16 protein-coding genes are annotated in these 15,579 nt (G+C 66.7%); 12 read left to right on the top strand and 4 right to left on the bottom strand.

What is annotated here, in order from left to right:
- Positions 1–133 precede the first annotated feature (133 nt).
- The 7 genes from AB4Z16_RS11520 to AB4Z16_RS11490 all read left to right on the top strand — a co-directional run bounded on the left by AB4Z16_RS11520 (position 134) and on the right by AB4Z16_RS11490 (position 7,605).
- Positions 134–1,039: an urease accessory protein UreD gene (locus AB4Z16_RS11520; protein ID WP_441511481.1), complete on the top strand. Its 906-nt coding sequence runs from the start codon at positions 134–136 to the stop codon at positions 1,037–1,039.
- A 62-nt stretch (positions 1,040–1,101) separates the two neighbouring features.
- Positions 1,102–1,404 carry an urease subunit gamma gene (gene ureA, locus AB4Z16_RS11515; protein ID WP_441511480.1) on the top strand — a complete coding sequence of 101 codons (303 nt, stop codon included), beginning with the start codon at positions 1,102–1,104 and terminating at the stop codon, positions 1,402–1,404.
- A gap of 9 nt (positions 1,405–1,413) precedes the next feature.
- A complete protein-coding gene (locus tag AB4Z16_RS11510; RefSeq protein ID WP_441511479.1) occupies positions 1,414–1,725 on the top strand; it encodes an urease subunit beta in 312 nt (103 codons plus the stop codon).
- Between the two features lies 1 nt (position 1,726).
- Positions 1,727–3,430, top strand: coding sequence for an urease subunit alpha (gene ureC / locus AB4Z16_RS11505; RefSeq protein WP_441511478.1), 1,704 nt, complete (start codon positions 1,727–1,729; stop codon positions 3,428–3,430).
- A 336-nt stretch (positions 3,431–3,766) separates the two neighbouring features.
- Complete coding sequence (gene ltaE, locus AB4Z16_RS11500) at positions 3,767–4,813, top strand: low-specificity L-threonine aldolase (RefSeq protein ID WP_441511477.1); 1,047 nt, start codon at positions 3,767–3,769, stop codon at positions 4,811–4,813.
- Between the two features lie 175 nt (positions 4,814–4,988).
- Positions 4,989–6,428 (top strand): FAD-binding oxidoreductase, encoded by a 1,440-nt coding sequence (locus AB4Z16_RS11495; protein ID WP_441511476.1) that lies wholly within the window; start codon positions 4,989–4,991, stop codon positions 6,426–6,428.
- Positions 6,429–6,762: 334 nt separating this feature from the next.
- Positions 6,763–7,605 (top strand): amino acid ABC transporter substrate-binding protein, encoded by an 843-nt coding sequence (locus tag AB4Z16_RS11490; RefSeq protein WP_441511475.1) that lies wholly within the window; start codon positions 6,763–6,765, stop codon positions 7,603–7,605.
- A gap of 109 nt (positions 7,606–7,714) precedes the next feature.
- Here the strand turns inward: AB4Z16_RS11490 and AB4Z16_RS11485 are convergent, their stop codons facing one another.
- From AB4Z16_RS11485 to AB4Z16_RS11470, 4 genes are all read right to left on the bottom strand, one after another.
- Entirely contained in the window at positions 7,715–8,464 is a 750-nt protein-coding gene (locus tag AB4Z16_RS11485; RefSeq protein WP_441511474.1) for an SDR family NAD(P)-dependent oxidoreductase, read from the bottom strand.
- 306 nt (positions 8,465–8,770) lie between these two features.
- On the bottom strand, positions 8,771–9,001 hold the full coding sequence (locus AB4Z16_RS11480; protein WP_441511473.1) for a tautomerase family protein: 231 nt from the start codon (positions 8,999–9,001) through the stop codon (positions 8,771–8,773).
- 29 nt (positions 9,002–9,030) lie between these two features.
- Complete coding sequence (locus AB4Z16_RS11475) at positions 9,031–9,741, bottom strand: SDR family NAD(P)-dependent oxidoreductase (RefSeq protein WP_441511472.1); 711 nt, start codon at positions 9,739–9,741, stop codon at positions 9,031–9,033.
- 146 nt (positions 9,742–9,887) lie between these two features.
- Positions 9,888–10,823, bottom strand: coding sequence for a LysR family transcriptional regulator (locus AB4Z16_RS11470; protein WP_441511471.1), 936 nt, complete (start codon positions 10,821–10,823; stop codon positions 9,888–9,890).
- A gap of 336 nt (positions 10,824–11,159) precedes the next feature.
- Between AB4Z16_RS11470 and AB4Z16_RS11465 the strand changes: the two genes are divergently transcribed.
- The 5 genes from AB4Z16_RS11465 (at position 11,160) to AB4Z16_RS11445 (ending at position 15,529) form a co-directional block, all read left to right on the top strand.
- The gene (locus AB4Z16_RS11465; protein ID WP_441511470.1) at positions 11,160–12,215 is read left to right on the top strand and encodes an NAD(P)H-dependent flavin oxidoreductase; all 1,056 of its coding nucleotides are present in this window, start codon (positions 11,160–11,162) and stop codon (positions 12,213–12,215) included.
- A 129-nt stretch (positions 12,216–12,344) separates the two neighbouring features.
- Complete coding sequence (locus AB4Z16_RS11460; protein WP_441511469.1) at positions 12,345–12,512, top strand: hypothetical protein; 168 nt, start codon at positions 12,345–12,347, stop codon at positions 12,510–12,512.
- A gap of 107 nt (positions 12,513–12,619) precedes the next feature.
- Entirely contained in the window at positions 12,620–13,276 is a 657-nt protein-coding gene (locus AB4Z16_RS11455; RefSeq protein WP_441511468.1) for a VOC family protein, read from the top strand.
- Between the two features lie 81 nt (positions 13,277–13,357).
- On the top strand, positions 13,358–14,737 hold the full coding sequence (locus tag AB4Z16_RS11450) for an FAD-containing oxidoreductase (protein WP_441511467.1): 1,380 nt from the start codon (positions 13,358–13,360) through the stop codon (positions 14,735–14,737).
- 126 nt (positions 14,738–14,863) lie between these two features.
- Complete coding sequence (locus AB4Z16_RS11445; protein WP_441511466.1) at positions 14,864–15,529, top strand: DUF1684 domain-containing protein; 666 nt, start codon at positions 14,864–14,866, stop codon at positions 15,527–15,529.
- Positions 15,530–15,579 lie beyond the last annotated feature (50 nt).

Here is a 15,579-nt window from a genome sequence, read left to right as displayed (position 1 = left end):
ATTGAGGCAGTTTCAGCCAATTCTGCCGTTTTTGTAGACCGCCGCGCCCGATGGCCAGGATGACAGCAGACGAGGTCCCGACATAGTCTCGCATTCGAACCGCGAGCTGGAATCCCTGATCAAAACCTCATCCATGGATGCTCTCGCGCCAGTTCCCTCCGTCGAAGCCGCACGACCGCCCGCGGGCTCTGCCGAGCGCGCCCACTATACCGTCCAGCCGAGCGATTGGCTGGCGGAGCTGGAGCTGTGGTTCGCGGTTGCAGCCGGCAAGACCCGGCTTATGCGCCGGCGCCATCTCGGGCCGCTCGTCGTCCAGCAGCCCTTTCATCCCGAGAAGGACGGGACCTGCCATGTCTATCTGCTGCATCCGCCCGGCGGCGTGGCGGGCGGCGATCGGCTAGAGCTGAGCTTCCATCTCGAAGCCGGGGCCCGCGCCGTGCTGACGACGCCCGGCGCGACCAAGTTCTATCGCAGCGAGCACGGCTTGTCCGTGCAATCGAGCCGGGTCGCAGTCGGGCCAGGAGCGGTCTGCGAATACCTGCCGCAGGAAACCATCTTGTTCGACGGTGCCGATGCTCGTCTCGAAACGCAGGTGTCGCTCGCGCCCGACGCGACCTATGTCGGGTGGGATTTTCTCTGCCTCGGCCGTCCGGCCGCCCATGAACGCTTCACGACAGGCAAGCTGAGCCAGCGCGTAGAGATCACGCGAGACGGCAGGCCGATCTGGTTCGAGCGGGTCGAGATCGCCGGTGGATCTCCCCTTCTCAGCGCGGCCTTCGCGCTCGCCGGGCAGCCCATCTTCGGGACGATGGTCTATGCCGGCGCGATCGGCGAGGATGCGGCGGAACGCGTGCGCGCCGCCAGCGGCGCGAGCGGCGAAGGCGTGTTTTCAGTCAGCCAGCTCGAGGATGTCGTGGTCTGCCGTTATCTCGGGGCGCGGGTATCGGAAGGCAAATCGTTCTTCCTCCGTGCATGGGATTTGCTGCGGGCGGCCGGCCAGGGCAAGCCCGCCAGCCCGCCGCGCATCTGGGCGACCTGAAGAAGGTCGCTTGCACCCCGGAACAGCGGCAGCACGGTCAAAGGCAGGAACGAGAGAAGGCCATGGAACTTCTTCCACGTGAGAAAGACAAACTCCTCCTCTTCACGGCAGCCCTGCTGGCGGAACGGCGCAAGGCGCGCGGGGTCAAGCTCAATTACCCCGAGGCGGTCGCCTATATCTCCGCGGCCATCCTCGAAGGCGCACGGGACGGGCGCACGGTCGCCGAGCTGATGTCCTATGGCGCGACCCTGCTTGGCCGTGACGACGTCATGGAAGGCGTGCCGGAGATGATCCACGACGTCCAGGTCGAGGCCACCTTTCCCGACGGGACCAAGCTGGTCACCGTCCACAGCCCGATTCCGTGAGGTGCCGCGATGATTCCGGGTGAGTTCTTCATCGAGGATGGCGAGATCGAGCTCAATGCCGGGCGCGAGACGCGCTCGGTCGAGGTCGCCAATTCCGGCGACCGGCCGATCCAGGTCGGCTCGCATTATCATTTCTACGAGACCAATGCGGCGCTGCATTTCGATCGCGCGGCGGCGCGGGGCTTCCGGCTCGACATTCCGGCCGGGACGGCCGTGCGCTTCGAACCCGGCCAGTCGCGCACCGTCCGTCTCGTGGCGCTCGCCGGCGACCGGGCAGTCTACGGCTTCAACGCCAAGGTCATGGGCAAGTTGGAGAGCTGAGATGGCGCGCATCACCCGCGAGAACTACGCGTCGCTCTATGGCCCGACCAAGGGCGACCGCATCCGCCTCGCCGACACGGAACTCGTCATCGAGATCGAGGAAGACCACACCGTCTATGGCGACGAGGTCACCTTCGGCGGCGGCAAGGTCATCCGCGACGGTATGGGCCAGAGCCAGCGCAATGCCGCCGACGTGGTGGATCTCGTCATCACCAATGCGGTCATTCTCGACCATTGGGGGATCGTGAAGGCCGATGTCGGCATCAAGGATGGGCGCATCGCCGCGATCGGCAAGGCCGGCAATCCCGATATCCAACCCGGCGTCGACATCGTCATCGGCCCGGGCACGGATGTCATTGCCGGCGAAGGCAAGATCCTGACTGCCGGCGGCGTCGATGCCCATATCCATCTCATCGCGCCGCAGCAGGCGGAGATGGCGCTTGCCAGCGGCACGACGACCTTCGTCGCCGGCGGCACTGGGCCTTCCGTCGGCACGCTCGCCACCACCGTGACGCCGGGTCCCTGGTATATTCACCGCATGCTCGAGGCGATCGAGGAGCTGCCGCTCAATGTCGGCCTCCTCGGCAAGGGCAATGCGAGCCTGCCCGAGCCGCTGCGCGAGCAAATCCGGGCCGGCGCCATCGGCCTCAAGCTGCATGAGGACTGGGGCACGACCCCGGCCGCGATCGACTGTTGCCTCTCCGTCGCCGACGAAATGGACGTCCAGGTCGGGCTGCATTCCGACACGCTGAACGAGAGCGGCTTCGTCGGTGACACCTTCGCGGCGACGAAGGGCCGCGCGATCCATTCCTTCCATACGGAAGGTGCCGGGGGCGGCCATGCCCCGGACATCATCACGGCTGCCGGCCAGGAGAACATCCTGCCCTCCTCGACCAATCCGACCCGGCCCTACACGGTCAACACCATCGACGAGCATCTGGACATGCTGATGGTGTGCCACCACCTCAGCCCGCGGATTCCCGAGGACGTCGCCTTTGCGGAGTCGCGCATCCGCAAGGAGACGATCGCGGCGGAAGACATCCTGCACGATCTCGGCGCCTTCTCGATGATGTCGTCGGATTCGCAAGCGATGGGCCGTGTCGGCGAGACGATCCTGCGCTGCTGGCAGACCGCGCATAAAATGAAGGTGCAGCGCGGTCCGCTGCCCGAGGACAGCGAACGCAACGACAATTTCCGCTGCAAGCGCTATGTCGCGAAATACACGATCAATCCCGCGATCACCCATGGCTTCTCCCATGAGCTCGGCTCGATCGAAATCGGCAAGCGCGCCGATCTGGTGCTCTGGAAAACGGCCTTCTTCGGCGTCAAGCCGTCGCTGGTCCTGATCGGCGGCATGATTGCCACCGCGCCGATGGGCGACCCGAACGCCTCGATCTCGACGCCGCAGCCGGTGCATTACCGGCCGATGTTCGGCATCATGGGGCGTGCGCGGGCCAAGACCGGCGTCACCTTCGTCTCGCAGGCGGCGCTCGATGATGGAATCGGCGACAAGCTGCAGCTGCAAAAACAGCTGGTGGCGGTGAAAGGCACGCGCGGCATCCGCAAGAAGGACATGATCCACAATGCGCTGACGCCGAAGATCGAGGTCGATCCGCAGAACTATCAGGTGCGTGTCGACGGCGAACTCATCACCTGCGAGCCGGCGACCTCGCTTCCCATGGCGCAGCGATACTTCCTGTTCTGACGTCCGAGGGGTTCGGCACGGCCGCCTCGCCGTGCCCCCTGCCCGCTCCGCCGGGTTGAGCGTTCCTCGTCGGCAGGATCGTTCAGCGCGCGGCGGTGCAATCAGGTGGACCGCCGTCCGCGCTCATTGTCGGCAGCGAGACGCGCGTAACAGGCCGCTGGACAACCGCGTCGAGGCGATGCGGCAGACCGGCGTGGCCATGAAGAACCGGTTCAAGAAATCCAGCCTTCGCGGCTTCGCGGTCAATTTGCCCGAGCGTTGAACCGCCGCTTTATCCTATACCGCTCCGGTGGGGCTCTCGCCCGAGCAGACTCACGCTGAATAAGGATCTGATCGATGCTGGTGGATGACTTCCGTTCGGATACGGTCACGCGCCCCGACCAGGGCATGCGGGCCGCGATGGCTGGCGCCGAGGTGGGCGATGCCGTCTACGACGATTGCCCGACCACCAAGCGCCTGGAAGCGATGACCGCCGAGAGGCTGGGAAAGGAAGCCGCCCTCTTCTTCCCCACTGGCACGCAGGCCAATCTCGCCGCTCTGATGGCCCATTGTGGCCGCGGCGACGAATATCTCGTCGGCCAGATGGCTCACACCTATCGGCTCGAAGGCGGCGGCGCGGCCGTGCTGGGCTCGATCCAGCCGCAGCCCTTGCCCAATGAGCCGGACGGCACGATCGCGCTCGACGCCATCGCCAATGCAATCAAGCCCAACGACTTCCATTTCGCGATGACGCGGCTGCTGGCGCTGGAGAACACCTTCAACGGCCTCGTCCTGCCCGATGCCTATTTGGAGGCTGCGACCGGGCTTGCCCGCTCGCGCGGCCTTGCCACCCATCTCGATGGCGCCCGGCTAATGAACGCAGCCGCGGCGAGCAACCGCGACGCGGCCTGGATCGCCGGGCAGTTCGACACGGTGTCGATGTGCCTCTCGAAGGGGCTGGGCGCGCCGATCGGATCGATCCTCGTCGGCCCGAAGGACTTCATCGAGAAGGCCCGCCGGATCCGGAAGATGCTGGGCGGCGGCATGCGCCAGACCGGCGTGATCGCTGCGGCCGCCATCTACGCCCTGGAGCACAACGTCGCGCGGCTCAGCGAGGATCACCGGCGCGCTGCGGATCTCGCGGCTGTGCTCGCGTGTTTTCCGGACCTCGGCGCGGGACCGGCGCGGACGAACATGGTGTTCATGACGCCGAAGGGGCTCGACACAGCCACCCTCGCCGCATTTCTGCGCGAGCGCGGCATCGGCGTCAGCGGCCGCTACGGGACGCTGCGCTGGGTTACCCATCTGGATGTGGATGACGCGTCCGTCGAGCGGGTTGCCGAAGCCTGCGAGGCCTTCTTCGACAAGCAGAAGCTCTCAACAGAGTTGAGATCCAACGCCTAAAGCGCGGGCCAGTCACCGTTTTTCCGGATTGCGAAAGCCGGGCGTGCGGCGCTTCTCCGCTGAAGCGTTGCAGCTCGCGCTGTGTGACCTGCATCACTGCGTGGCGCCACGAATGGACGCACATTCCCGGTCGCCGGGGGGCGAAAGCCAGTGCACCCGTTCCGGAGGAGCCATCATGCCTGCACACAGCCTTACGACGCTGACGGCCGGAAAGACGAGCATCGCGAGCTCGGCCGTCGAAGCATTTGCCGCACAGCTGAGCGGCAGCCTCCTCGCCCCGCATGATGCAGGCTATGACGACGCGCGCGCCATCTGGAACGGAATGATCGACCGCAAGCCCGGGCTGATCATACGCTGCATGTCCGCCGCCGATGTCGTCAGCGCGGTGCGGTTCGCGCGCGACAACGGGTTGCTCGTCTCGGTGCGCGGGGGCGGCCACGGCATCGCCGGGAACGCCGTTTGCGACGGCGGCCTGATGATCGATCTTTCGCCGATGAAATCAATCCGCGTCGACGCGGCAGCGCAGCGCGCCCGGGTCGAACCGGGAGCAACCCTCGCCGATGTCGACAGGGAGACGCAAGCCGCCGGGCTGATCGTGCCGACGGGCATCAATTCGACCACAGGCATCGCCGGGTTGACGCTGGGCGGGGGCTTTGGCTGGATCACACGGAAGTTCGGCCTGACCCTGGACAACCTCATATCGGTCGAGATCGTCACCGCCGATGGCGAACTCCGGCGGGCCAGCGAGACGGAAGAGCCCGACCTGTTCTGGGCCCTGCGCGGCGGCGGCGGGAATTTCGGCGTCGTGACGGCGTTCGAGTTCCGGCTGCATCGGTTTGGCCCTCAGGTCTTCTCGGGCCTCGTCGTCCATCCGCTCGACGATGCCGAGCTCATCCTGAAGAACTATCGCGCGGCGCTCGAAGCCGCCCCCGACGAGCTGACATGCTGGGCCGTGATGCGAAAGGCGCCGCCTCTTCCGTTTCTACCGGCGGAGTGGCACGGCAAGGAGGTGCTGATCCTCGCAATGTGCTACTGCGGCGACATCGCCGAGGGCGAAAAGGCCACTGCGATGCTGCGTTCGATCGGGAGGCCGATCGCCGATGTCGTCGGTCCCGCCCCGTTCACCGCGTGGCAACAGGCATTCGATCCCCTGCTCACGCCGGGCGCCCGCAACTACTGGAAGAGCCACGATTTCACCGAGCTCTCGGATGCTGCCATCGATATCCTGCTCCGTGCGGCGCGCCGGCTGCCGGGGCCGGAATGCGAGATTTTCATCGCGCATGTCGGCGGTGCCGCAGGCCGCGTGGCCGCCGCCTCCACGGCATTTCCCCAGCGCAGCTCCCATTTCGTGATGAACGTTCATGCGCGCTGGCGTGAACAAGGCATGGATCCGGCCTTCATTGGCTGGGCACGAGAGCTCTTCGAAACCGCGAGACCGCTTTCCGCCGGCACGGCCTATATCAATTTCATGCCGGCCGACGAGGCAGATCGCGTCCAGGAGGCCTACGGTGCCAGTTATCAGCGCCTCGCCATGCTGAAGTTACGCTACGATCCATCCAACCTGTTTCGCATGAATCAGAACGTGACGCCGATGACGAATACAATGGCGGCATAAGCACAGGGGCATTTCCACGCATTCCCGAACCGTGGAGATGCCCTATCGCTTGTTTTGGCGCGCTTTCTTTGCGCTATCGGGCGCCCGCTCGCCTGGAAGCGCCCTCGTCCGGCGGAAGCGGTTTCCGGCAGTCGCAGGGCGGCAAACGCCCCGGCGGCCGAGATCGACGAATGTCGGTGGCAGCGCCGAGATCGGCGATTGCTGCAGCGCCGCGAGCCGGAAGTTGCGATCGGGCCGATACGCAAGCGCCGCAAGCCTCAGCCGCCGGAAACGGCGTTCTTCGATTTATCCTGCCGGCCTAGTGTGCGCATACTTGCCGGATGGAGGGGGGCAGATGATGCGGGCTTTCTTGATCGCGTTTCTGTGCACGGCGATATCGACGGCGAGCGCGGCGGCCGACACGCTGGCACGGGCTCGCGAGACCGGCACGTTGCGGCTTGGCTTCCGGGCCGATGCGCCACCGTACTCCTATCGCACGTCCAGGGGCGATCCTTCCGGATACATCGTCGACCTCTGCCGCGAAGTTGCTGCCAGCGTGAAGAACGCGCAAGCCATCCCGGCGCTCAAGCTCGAATATTTCGAGGTCTCATCCGCGAATCGTCTCGAAGCCCTGCGCGATGGCAAGATCGATCTTCTTTGCGACCCGACTTCGATGACGATGTCGCGCCGCGCCATCGTCGATTTTTCGCTCCCGACCTTCATCGACGGCGCCGGCGTGCTGCACCGGAGCAACGAGGTCGTCCGCCTTGAGGATCTTCGCGGCAAAAGGATCGGCGTCCTGCGGGGCACGACGACCGAAGAAGTCCTGAAGGCGACGTTGGGGCAACTCGGAATCCAGGCCGAGATCATCCCGATGGCAACTCATCCCGACGGTGTCCGGAGCCTCTCCGCCGGCAAGATCGACGCCTATTTCGCGGATCGCGGGATCCTCAGCTATCATCTGCTGAACAGCCCGAACCGCTCGGGCATGAAGCTTTCCGACCAGTATTTCACGTTCGAGACCTACGCGCTGGCTCTGCCGCGCGGCGACGAAAAGCTGCGCTTGCTCGTCGACGCCACGCTGGCGGAGCTCTATCGCACCGATCGTGTGAAGGAGATCTACGCCCGCAGCTTCGGCAGCTTCCCGCCCGATCAGTTCACGCGCGCCCTCTTCGTCATCAACGGCGTGCCGAAATAAGGCGCGGGCCAGAGCGCGCGATACCCTGCGGACGACGAGCCCCGCCAGCGGGCAATTATGCAAGCCTGCGCTTGGCGCGGTTACGACGCGCCAAGCGCAATGGCGAGGGTCAGGGCCCGACGAGTTGCCCGCCGTCCACCACGATGCTTTGGCCGGTGACCCAGCTCGCCTTGGCGGAGGCGAGGAAGAGCACGACCTCGGCGACTTCCTCGGGCTTGCCCATCCGGCCAAACGGGATGGTGGCCAGCGTCGCCTGATAGAGCGCGGGGTTCGAGGTCTTTCGATCCTCCCAGGAACCGCCCGGGAACTCGATCGAACCGGGCGCGACGCAATTCACCCGGATCCCCTTGCGCGACAGCATCTTCGCCTGGCTCGCCGTATAGTGCATTACGGCCGCCTTGATGGCGCCGTAGGGCGCCGAACGCGAGGAGGCGCGCAGGGCCGAGATCGACGAGATGTTCACGATCGACGAGCCCGGTTCCATGTGCGGGATAGCCGCGTGGCTGCCGCGAACGACAGCCATCATGTCGACGCTCAGCGAGGCGGCCCAACCGTCCTCGTCGTCCGATTGGCCGAAACCGGAGGCGTTGTTGACGAGGATGTCCAGCCCGCCGAGGGCCTTCGCCGCCGCGGGCACATAGGCCGCAATCGCATCCGCGTCGGCGAGGTCGACGCTGGCCGCATGAGCGGTGACGCCGAGCGCCTCGATCTCCCGGCGCGTCGCCTCGAGCGGGCCAGCGCCCCGGGCACAGATCGAGACAGATGCGCCGCCCGCCGCGAAGCCGAGCGCGATGGAACGCCCGATGCCACGGCTGCCGCCCATCACGATCACGCGTTTGCCGGTGAATTCCTTGGTCATGCGGGCACTCCCCCTCCGCTTGTGCAGCGCCTTATAGCCGCGGTGAAGGGGGTGGCTTCAAGGCCCGCCAGCGCGCGGGCAGGGTTGCGCGGCGGGCGGGCGCGGATGTCAGGGCTCCCGCCGGTTTGACGTTAGGCGAGACAGCCGGACCAAACGCTGGCCCCTCAAGAAGGTCCGCTGCGGCTTCGCCTTCGCAATCGCCAACTCGACGCCAGGCAGATCGAACGACCGCGACTGGTCAGCCGCAGTCATGGCATATCTTTTCGGATATCCGGCGGATTGCCGGCCCGAGCGTGTTGCCGTGGACTAACTTGCCGCACGTCGCCGGCGGTATTCCGGGACTGGCAGGCCGCCCCACCCCCAGTTGTCGAGATCGACTTCCTCGATCACCACGAAGGTGGAGTCGAGCGGCTTGTTTAGGACATCGAACAGGAGCTGACTGTCGCTGGCGATGAGCCTGGCCTTCTCCTCGGCGGTTACCGAGGTACGGCCAGGGCCAGAGCCCTCCCGCGTGACCTGGATGGTGACGATCGGCATGAAAGCCTCCTTCTGGTTTGGCTTGCGCTTCAGTGGCCGGCGCTCTGTCCGCCGTCGACATGCAGGATCTCGCCCGTGACGAACGGAGCGCTCTCGAGGAACAGCACGGCGTCGACGATGTCCTTGATCTCGCCCATCCGCTTGACCGGGTGGAGATTGGCCAGGAACTCGTGCGTCTGGGGGGCGTGCATCGGCGTCTTGATCACGCCGGGCGAGACCGCGTTCACACGGATGCCGCTCTGAGCGTATTCGATCGCAAGCGCCTTGGTCGCCGAATTGATGCCGCCCTTGGTCAGATTGGCGAGCACGGTCGGGACGCCGGCGATCGCGTGGTCGGACAGGCTTGTGGTGATGCTGACGATGTGGCCCGAGCCCTGCTTCAGCATCGCGCCCGCGGTCTTCTGGGTGATGTGGAAGAAACCGGTGAGATTGGTCGCGATCTTGCTGGCGAAGTCTTCGGCCGTGTAATCGGTGAAGGGCTTGGCGATGAAGATGCCGGCATTGTTCACCAGCGTGTCCACCCGTCCGAAGCGGGCCAGCGCCTCACGGACGACCGCCTCGGCCGTCGCGGGATCGGCGATATCGCCGGGAACCGCGAGAATGTCCGGGTCAGCGCCCTGCTTGATGGAGCGCGACGTCGCGACGACGCGATAGTTGCGGTCGCGGAACCCCTTGACCAGAGCGGCGCCGATGCCCTGCGAGGCACCGGTGATGATCGCCACCTTCCGTTCGTTGCTCATGATGATCCTCGTCTTTGCGACAGCTCGCGGGACGCGCGCCGCCCGGCCGGTTCGGCCTGACGAGAACGATTTTCGGAAATTTCACCCTTCGACTGAATGCGCGACGTTCGGCAGTCATTCTTCCATAAATCGGAAGAGTTACTGTCTCAGCCATGCATCGCCACCGACTCCGCCGACAGCCGAGCGAAGTCCGCGCGCAGCCGGGGCACGGCGAAGTCGAGGAACGCCCTAACCTTCGGGAGGCTCGAACGCCCCTGCGGCAGCACGAGATTGACAGGGCGAGCCGGTGGCTCGGCGTCCCGCAGCAGGAGCTGGAGCGATCCATCCTGCACGCGCTCGGCGACGTGGTAGGTGAGGAGGCGGGTGACGCCCAGCCCACCGACGGCCGCACCCAGCGCCGCCCGCACGCTGTTGACGATGAGCCGCGGCTTGAACTGGACCGCGCGGGGAACCGAGCCGCCCTTCGCGGGCGGGAAGACCCAGGCATCGCGCCCGAAATCCGTGCAGGCGACAATGCTGTGCCTGCTGAGGTCGCCCGGCTCTTCAATGCGCGGGTGCTGGCTGAGATAGCGCGGTGCGGCCACGATCACCGGCCTGACGTCCCCGCCGATGCGGATCGCTGTCATCGCGGAATCGGGTAGCTCCAGGATGCGCAGGGCGATGTCGATCCGCTCCTCGATCAGGTTCGCGCCCCGCACGAGCAGGACGAGATTGACCGAGACAGCCGGGAAGGCCTCGACGAAGGCGTCGATAATAGGCCGCAGGATCTCCTCGCCGCTGATTGGCGGCGCCGTGATGGTCAGGGTGCCGCGCGGCGCGACACGCTCGCCGGCCGCCACGGCCTCGGCCTCCTGCAGCTCGGCAAGGACGCGGCGGCACGCGGCGGCATAGCGCTCGCCGATCTCGCTCAGCCTGATCGCCCGGGTTGTGCGGTGGAGCAGCGTCGCGCCGACCTGCTGCTCGAGGAAGGCGATCGCCCGGCTCACCGCTGCCGGGGAGCGCCCAAGCTGGCGCCCCGCCCCGGCGAGGCTCCCCTCGTCCAAGGCGGCTATGAAGACCTTCATCGCGTCGATGCGATCCATGCAGTGCCAATAGCCTCGTAGCGTCCAGCCTTCGCGGTTTCAGCAGCTTGTCAAGCGCGGAGGGCCGGCGACGGACAGCAGGCTTGCCCCATTGACGCGCGCCGCCGGGGCCGGCCCGGCGCGACGTCAGGGCCGTGCCGTACGGGCTTTCGTTCCTCTTTCCGTCCAGCGGCGGAAACCACCGGCTGCTGTTTGTGATCGGCGCCGCAGCGACGATTCTGGCCTCGGCCATCGACTCGCTGAGAACTGATCCGCAAGTGGCTCCCGGCGGACGCGCATCGCGGCTAAGCTCCGTTCCGCCCGCCGACAACCGGGCACCAATCGAAGAGGTTCATCGTGAGCGCGACAGGAAATACGAGACTTCTGGATCTCCTGGGCATCGAGCTGCCGATCATCCAGGGGCCCATGGCCCTCGCGACGACACCGGAGATGGTGATCGCCGTGAGCGAGGCCGGCGGGCTCGGCTCGCTGGCGGGTGCCCAATACAACGAGGCGGGACTGCGCGCAGCGCTCGACAAGGTGCGGGCCGGCACGCGGCGGCCGATCAACGTCAATTTCTTCTGCCATACGCCGCCGGCCGACGATCTGGCGCGCCAGGCGGCCTGGCTCGCAAGGCTGTCCGGCTATTATGCCGAGGCCGGGCTCGATCCGGACATGCCGAAGACGCCGGGCGGACGCACGCCCTTCGACGCCTCGCTCGCGACTGTCATCGAAGAATATCGGCCCGAGGTGGTCAGCTTTCATTTCGGCCTGCCCGCACCCGAATTGCTCGAGCGGGTGAAGCGCACCGGCGCCAAGGTCATCGCCTCCGCCACCACGGTGCCAGAGGCGCGCTGGCTCGCCGAGCACGGCGTCGACGCCGTCATCGCCATGGGCGCCGAGGCTGGCGGCCATCGCGGCACTTTCCTGACCGACCGGATCTCCGAGCAGGTCGGCACCTTCGCGCTGGTGCCGCAGGTCGTCGATGCCGTCTCCGTGCCTGTCGTCGCGGCGGGCGGCATCACGGACCGGCGCGGCGTCAGCGCCGCCTTCGCGCTCGGCGCCGCCGCCGTCCAGGTCGGCACCGCCTATCTGTTCACGCCGGAAGCGAGCATCTCGCCGATCTACCGCAAGGCCCTCGGCATGAGCGAACGGCCGACCGCGATCACCAACCTGTTCACCGGCCGGCCGGCGCGCGGCATCGTCAACCGCCTGATGGCGGAACTCGGACCGCTGTCGGGGCTTGCGCCGGCCTTTCCGACTGCCGGCACGGCGCTGGGGCCGCTGCGCAGTGCAGCCGAGGCGGCGGGGCGCGACGACTTTACCCTGCTTTGGGCCGGCCAGGCCTTCCCGCTTGCAAGACCAATGTCGGCGGCAGCTCTGACACGGACGCTGGCGGGCCTGGGCGCATGACGGTATCGGAAGGCTCGTGGACAACCATTGCGCGCTGCGGGATCGGCGCGTTGCAACCGAAGGCCGGATGCGCGGAGGTCCGCCTGCAACGATGTCGCCGCAGGTCGCCCTTGAATAGCGGCGCATGCCATGCGCATCATCGACGATCGTCAGCATCGGCGCGCCGGCCCATACCAGCAATGGCGATGCCAATGGCGCCCGCATCCGGAGCCGACGGCCTATGCCAAGCGCTTCACCGGCCAGTACGCGCACCCGCCATCCAAGCGCTGCATCGGCACAACTCGGCGCAGGAGGTGACACACAAGTTCGCCAAGGCAGCGATAGATGACGCCGGGGGCGATCAGGCCCTGGCGGACATGAGCGCGTAAACACACTCAAGACATTCGCAAAGGGAGGAGTCCGATATGAGCGACACTCTGCAACACAGCGAACCTGCGGGTGGAGCGGCCAAGGTGCCCGGTGTTGACCTGAAGCTCGAGGTCGTCGCCATCCCCGTCGCGGATGTCGATCGTGCGAAGCGCTTCTACGGCGGGTTGGGCTGGCGGCTGGATGCCGACTTCCGGGTCGGTGACAGTTTCCGCGTTGTGCAGTTCACGCCGCCGGGCTCGCCTGCCTCGATCCACTTCGGCACCGGCATTACTGCGGCTGCGCCCGGCTCGGCCAGCGGTCTCTATCTCGTCGTCTCGGACATCGAGATCGCGCGCGCCGAACTCGTCAAGGGCGGCGCCAAGGTCAGTGAGGTCTTCTACCGGACGGGGCCGGGCCAGCCGGCACTCAGCGGCCGGGATCCAGAGAGGCGCAGCTATCGCTCATACGCAACCTTCACCGACCCGGACGGCAATGGCTGGCTGCTGCAGGAGATCACCCAGCGCTTGGCCGGGCGCCTGGATAGCGGCAACACCGTGTTCGCCTCGCCAGGCGATCTCGCTGCTGCGCTCAAGCGCGCTGCGGCCGCTCATGGCGAGCACGAAAAGCGTACCGGCGAGCACGACGAGAACTGGCCGGAGTGGTACGCCGACTTCATGGTGGCCGAGCAGAACGGCGCGCCATTGCCGAGCTGAGCCGCGCCGCCTGGCACGAGGCCGGCGGCCCACATGAATGCGCCCGCGTTTGCTCTCGCAGCAAGGATGGAGGCTCACGCCATGGAGCAAAGCTTCGACGCCATCATCATCGGGGCCGGGCAGGCTGGCCCTTCCCTCGCGGCACGGCTGACCGCTTCGGGGATGAAGGTGGCCTTCGCCGAGCGCCACCTGTTCGGCGGCACCTGCGTCAATACCGGCTGCATGCCGACCAAGACACTCGTGGCAAGCGCCTATGCCGCGCATCAGGCCAACCGCGGCGCCGAGTACGGGCTCACGATCGACTGCCCGATCCGGATCGACATGGAGCGGGTTCGGGCCCGCGCCAACACCGTCACGATCAATGCCCGCACGGGCGTCGAGACCTGGCTGCGCGGCATGGACGGGGTGACAGTCTTCCTGGGGCATGCGCGTTTCGAAGGCCCTGACCGCGTCCGCGTCGACGAGGCCCTTCTGCGAGCGCCTCGCATTTTCATCAATGTCGGCGGGCGTGCGAGCGTGCCGGACATGCCGGGCGTCGAAGCGGTCGACTACCTCACCAACACCTCCATTCTCCGGCTCGGCACCGTCCCGAAGCATCTGGTCGTCGTGGGCGGGAGTTATATCGGCCTTGAATTCGCGCAGATGTATCGGCGCTTCGGCGCGGAGGTCACGGTCGTCGAGAAGGGGCCGCGGCTGATCGCGCGTGAAGATGAGGACGTCTCCGATGCCATCCGGGAGATCCTGACGGACGAAGGGATCGCGGTTCGCACGAACGCGACCTGCATCGCATTCAAGCCGCACCCGGACGGCGTGGCTGTTGGCGTCGATTGTACCGCCGGCGCCCCCGAGGTCGTCGGCTCGCACGTCCTGCTGGCGGTGGGCCGCCGGCCGAACACCGACGATCTCAGCCTCGACAGGGCCGGCGTGACGACGGATGCCCGGGGCTACGTCACCGTGGACGACGGCCTCGCCACCTCCGTTCCCGGTATCTGGGCGCTGGGCGACTGCAACGGCAGGGGTGCCTTCACCCACACCGCCTATAACGACTTCGAGATCGTCGCGGCCAATCTCCTCGACGGCGCGAGCCGCCGCGTCAGCGACCGCATCCCCGCCTATGCGCTCTATATCGACCCGCCGCTCGGCCGTGTCGGGATGACCGAGACCGAGGCCCGCAAGACCGGGCGCCCCCTGCTGGTCTCCAAGCGGCCGATGACGCGGGTGGGCCGCGCGGTAGAACGGGCCGAGACCAAGGGGTTCATGAAGGTCGTTGCCGACGCCGACACGAAGCGGATTCTCGGCGCCGCGATCCTCGGCATCAGCGGCGACGAGGCGATCCACGGCGTCCTGGACATGATGAACGCCGGCGCCCCCTACCCGACCCTGCAATGGGCCGTGCCGATCCACCCGACCGTCTCGGAGCTGATCCCGACCGTGCTCGGCGATCTGCGGCCGATCACTTGAACCATGGCCTTGGTGCAAAGGGGGCCCACTGACATGAGGTGACACCGAGTCATCGCTTCTGTGTGATCCGTCCATGGCAGCTGACCGCCGGGGCGACCGCAACTGTCCGAACGCGGAGGTATCTCGATGGCCGACGCATTGCCGGAACCGCTCAGGTCAACGGCCGGCACACTCCGGCAGTTCTCGAGCCTGCACGATTGGCGGCGGCAGGTTGCCGATCTCTATGCGACCGTCCGCTCCATGCCGGGACGCGAGGGCTGGGAGCACTGGCGCAGCACGCGCGACCGGCTCTTTCGCGAACACGCCCAGTCGCCGCTCCCGCCGGAACGGCGCGCCGGCTTCCGCGGCATCGACTGCTTCCCTTACGACCCCGCACTGCGCTTCGATGTCGGCCTGCAGAGCACCGGCGATCGCGAGGCGATCGACATCCGGCTCGGCGAGGACGAGGCGGTCCGGCTCGTCCCGTTCGCGCTTACCGACGGATTAAGTGCCGCGCTCGGCAAGGAGCTCACACTCTACTGGATGACCGGCTATGGCGGCGGCCTCTTCCTGCCCTTCGGCGACCTGACGAACCGCGACGAAACCTATCCCGCCGGGCGCTATCTCCTCGACACGATCAAGAGCGCCGACCTCGGCAAGACCGATGACGGCCGGCTGATCCTCGATTTCAACTTCGCCTACTTTCCATCCTGCGCCCATTCCGACGCCTGGGTGTGCCCGCTCGCGCCGATTGAGAATAGTTTGCCGGCAGCCGTCCGAGGCGGGGAACGGAACCCGCCGCCCACCGGATAGTTCGCGCATGAGCCTATCGGTCACCAGCCACCACGGCAGGGCAATTTCCT

This window comes from Allobosea sp. TAF32, assembly GCF_052113585.1.
Taxonomy (GTDB): domain Bacteria; phylum Pseudomonadota; class Alphaproteobacteria; order Rhizobiales; family Beijerinckiaceae; genus Allobosea.
This window is presented reverse-complemented; position numbering and strand designations above follow the sequence as displayed.

Coding starts and splice junctions, on each gene's coding strand:
- AB4Z16_RS11520 (WP_441511481.1), top strand. CDS start 134: ATGGATGCTCTCGCGCCAGTTCCCTCCGTCGAAGCCGCACGACCGCCC.
- ureA (WP_441511480.1), top strand. CDS start 1,102: ATGGAACTTCTTCCACGTGAGAAAGACAAACTCCTCCTCTTCACGGCA.
- AB4Z16_RS11510 (WP_441511479.1), top strand. CDS start 1,414: ATGATTCCGGGTGAGTTCTTCATCGAGGATGGCGAGATCGAGCTCAAT.
- ureC (WP_441511478.1), top strand. CDS start 1,727: ATGGCGCGCATCACCCGCGAGAACTACGCGTCGCTCTATGGCCCGACC.
- ltaE (WP_441511477.1), top strand. CDS start 3,767: ATGCTGGTGGATGACTTCCGTTCGGATACGGTCACGCGCCCCGACCAG.
- AB4Z16_RS11495 (WP_441511476.1), top strand. CDS start 4,989: ATGCCTGCACACAGCCTTACGACGCTGACGGCCGGAAAGACGAGCATC.
- AB4Z16_RS11490 (WP_441511475.1), top strand. CDS start 6,763: ATGATGCGGGCTTTCTTGATCGCGTTTCTGTGCACGGCGATATCGACG.
- AB4Z16_RS11485 (WP_441511474.1), bottom strand. CDS start 8,464: ATGACCAAGGAATTCACCGGCAAACGCGTGATCGTGATGGGCGGCAGC.
- AB4Z16_RS11480 (WP_441511473.1), bottom strand. CDS start 9,001: ATGCCGATCGTCACCATCCAGGTCACGCGGGAGGGCTCTGGCCCTGGC.
- AB4Z16_RS11475 (WP_441511472.1), bottom strand. CDS start 9,741: ATGAGCAACGAACGGAAGGTGGCGATCATCACCGGTGCCTCGCAGGGC.
- AB4Z16_RS11470 (WP_441511471.1), bottom strand. CDS start 10,823: ATGGATCGCATCGACGCGATGAAGGTCTTCATAGCCGCCTTGGACGAG.
- AB4Z16_RS11460 (WP_441511469.1), top strand. CDS start 12,345: ATGCGCATCATCGACGATCGTCAGCATCGGCGCGCCGGCCCATACCAG.
- AB4Z16_RS11455 (WP_441511468.1), top strand. CDS start 12,620: ATGAGCGACACTCTGCAACACAGCGAACCTGCGGGTGGAGCGGCCAAG.
- AB4Z16_RS11450 (WP_441511467.1), top strand. CDS start 13,358: ATGGAGCAAAGCTTCGACGCCATCATCATCGGGGCCGGGCAGGCTGGC.
- AB4Z16_RS11445 (WP_441511466.1), top strand. CDS start 14,864: ATGGCCGACGCATTGCCGGAACCGCTCAGGTCAACGGCCGGCACACTC.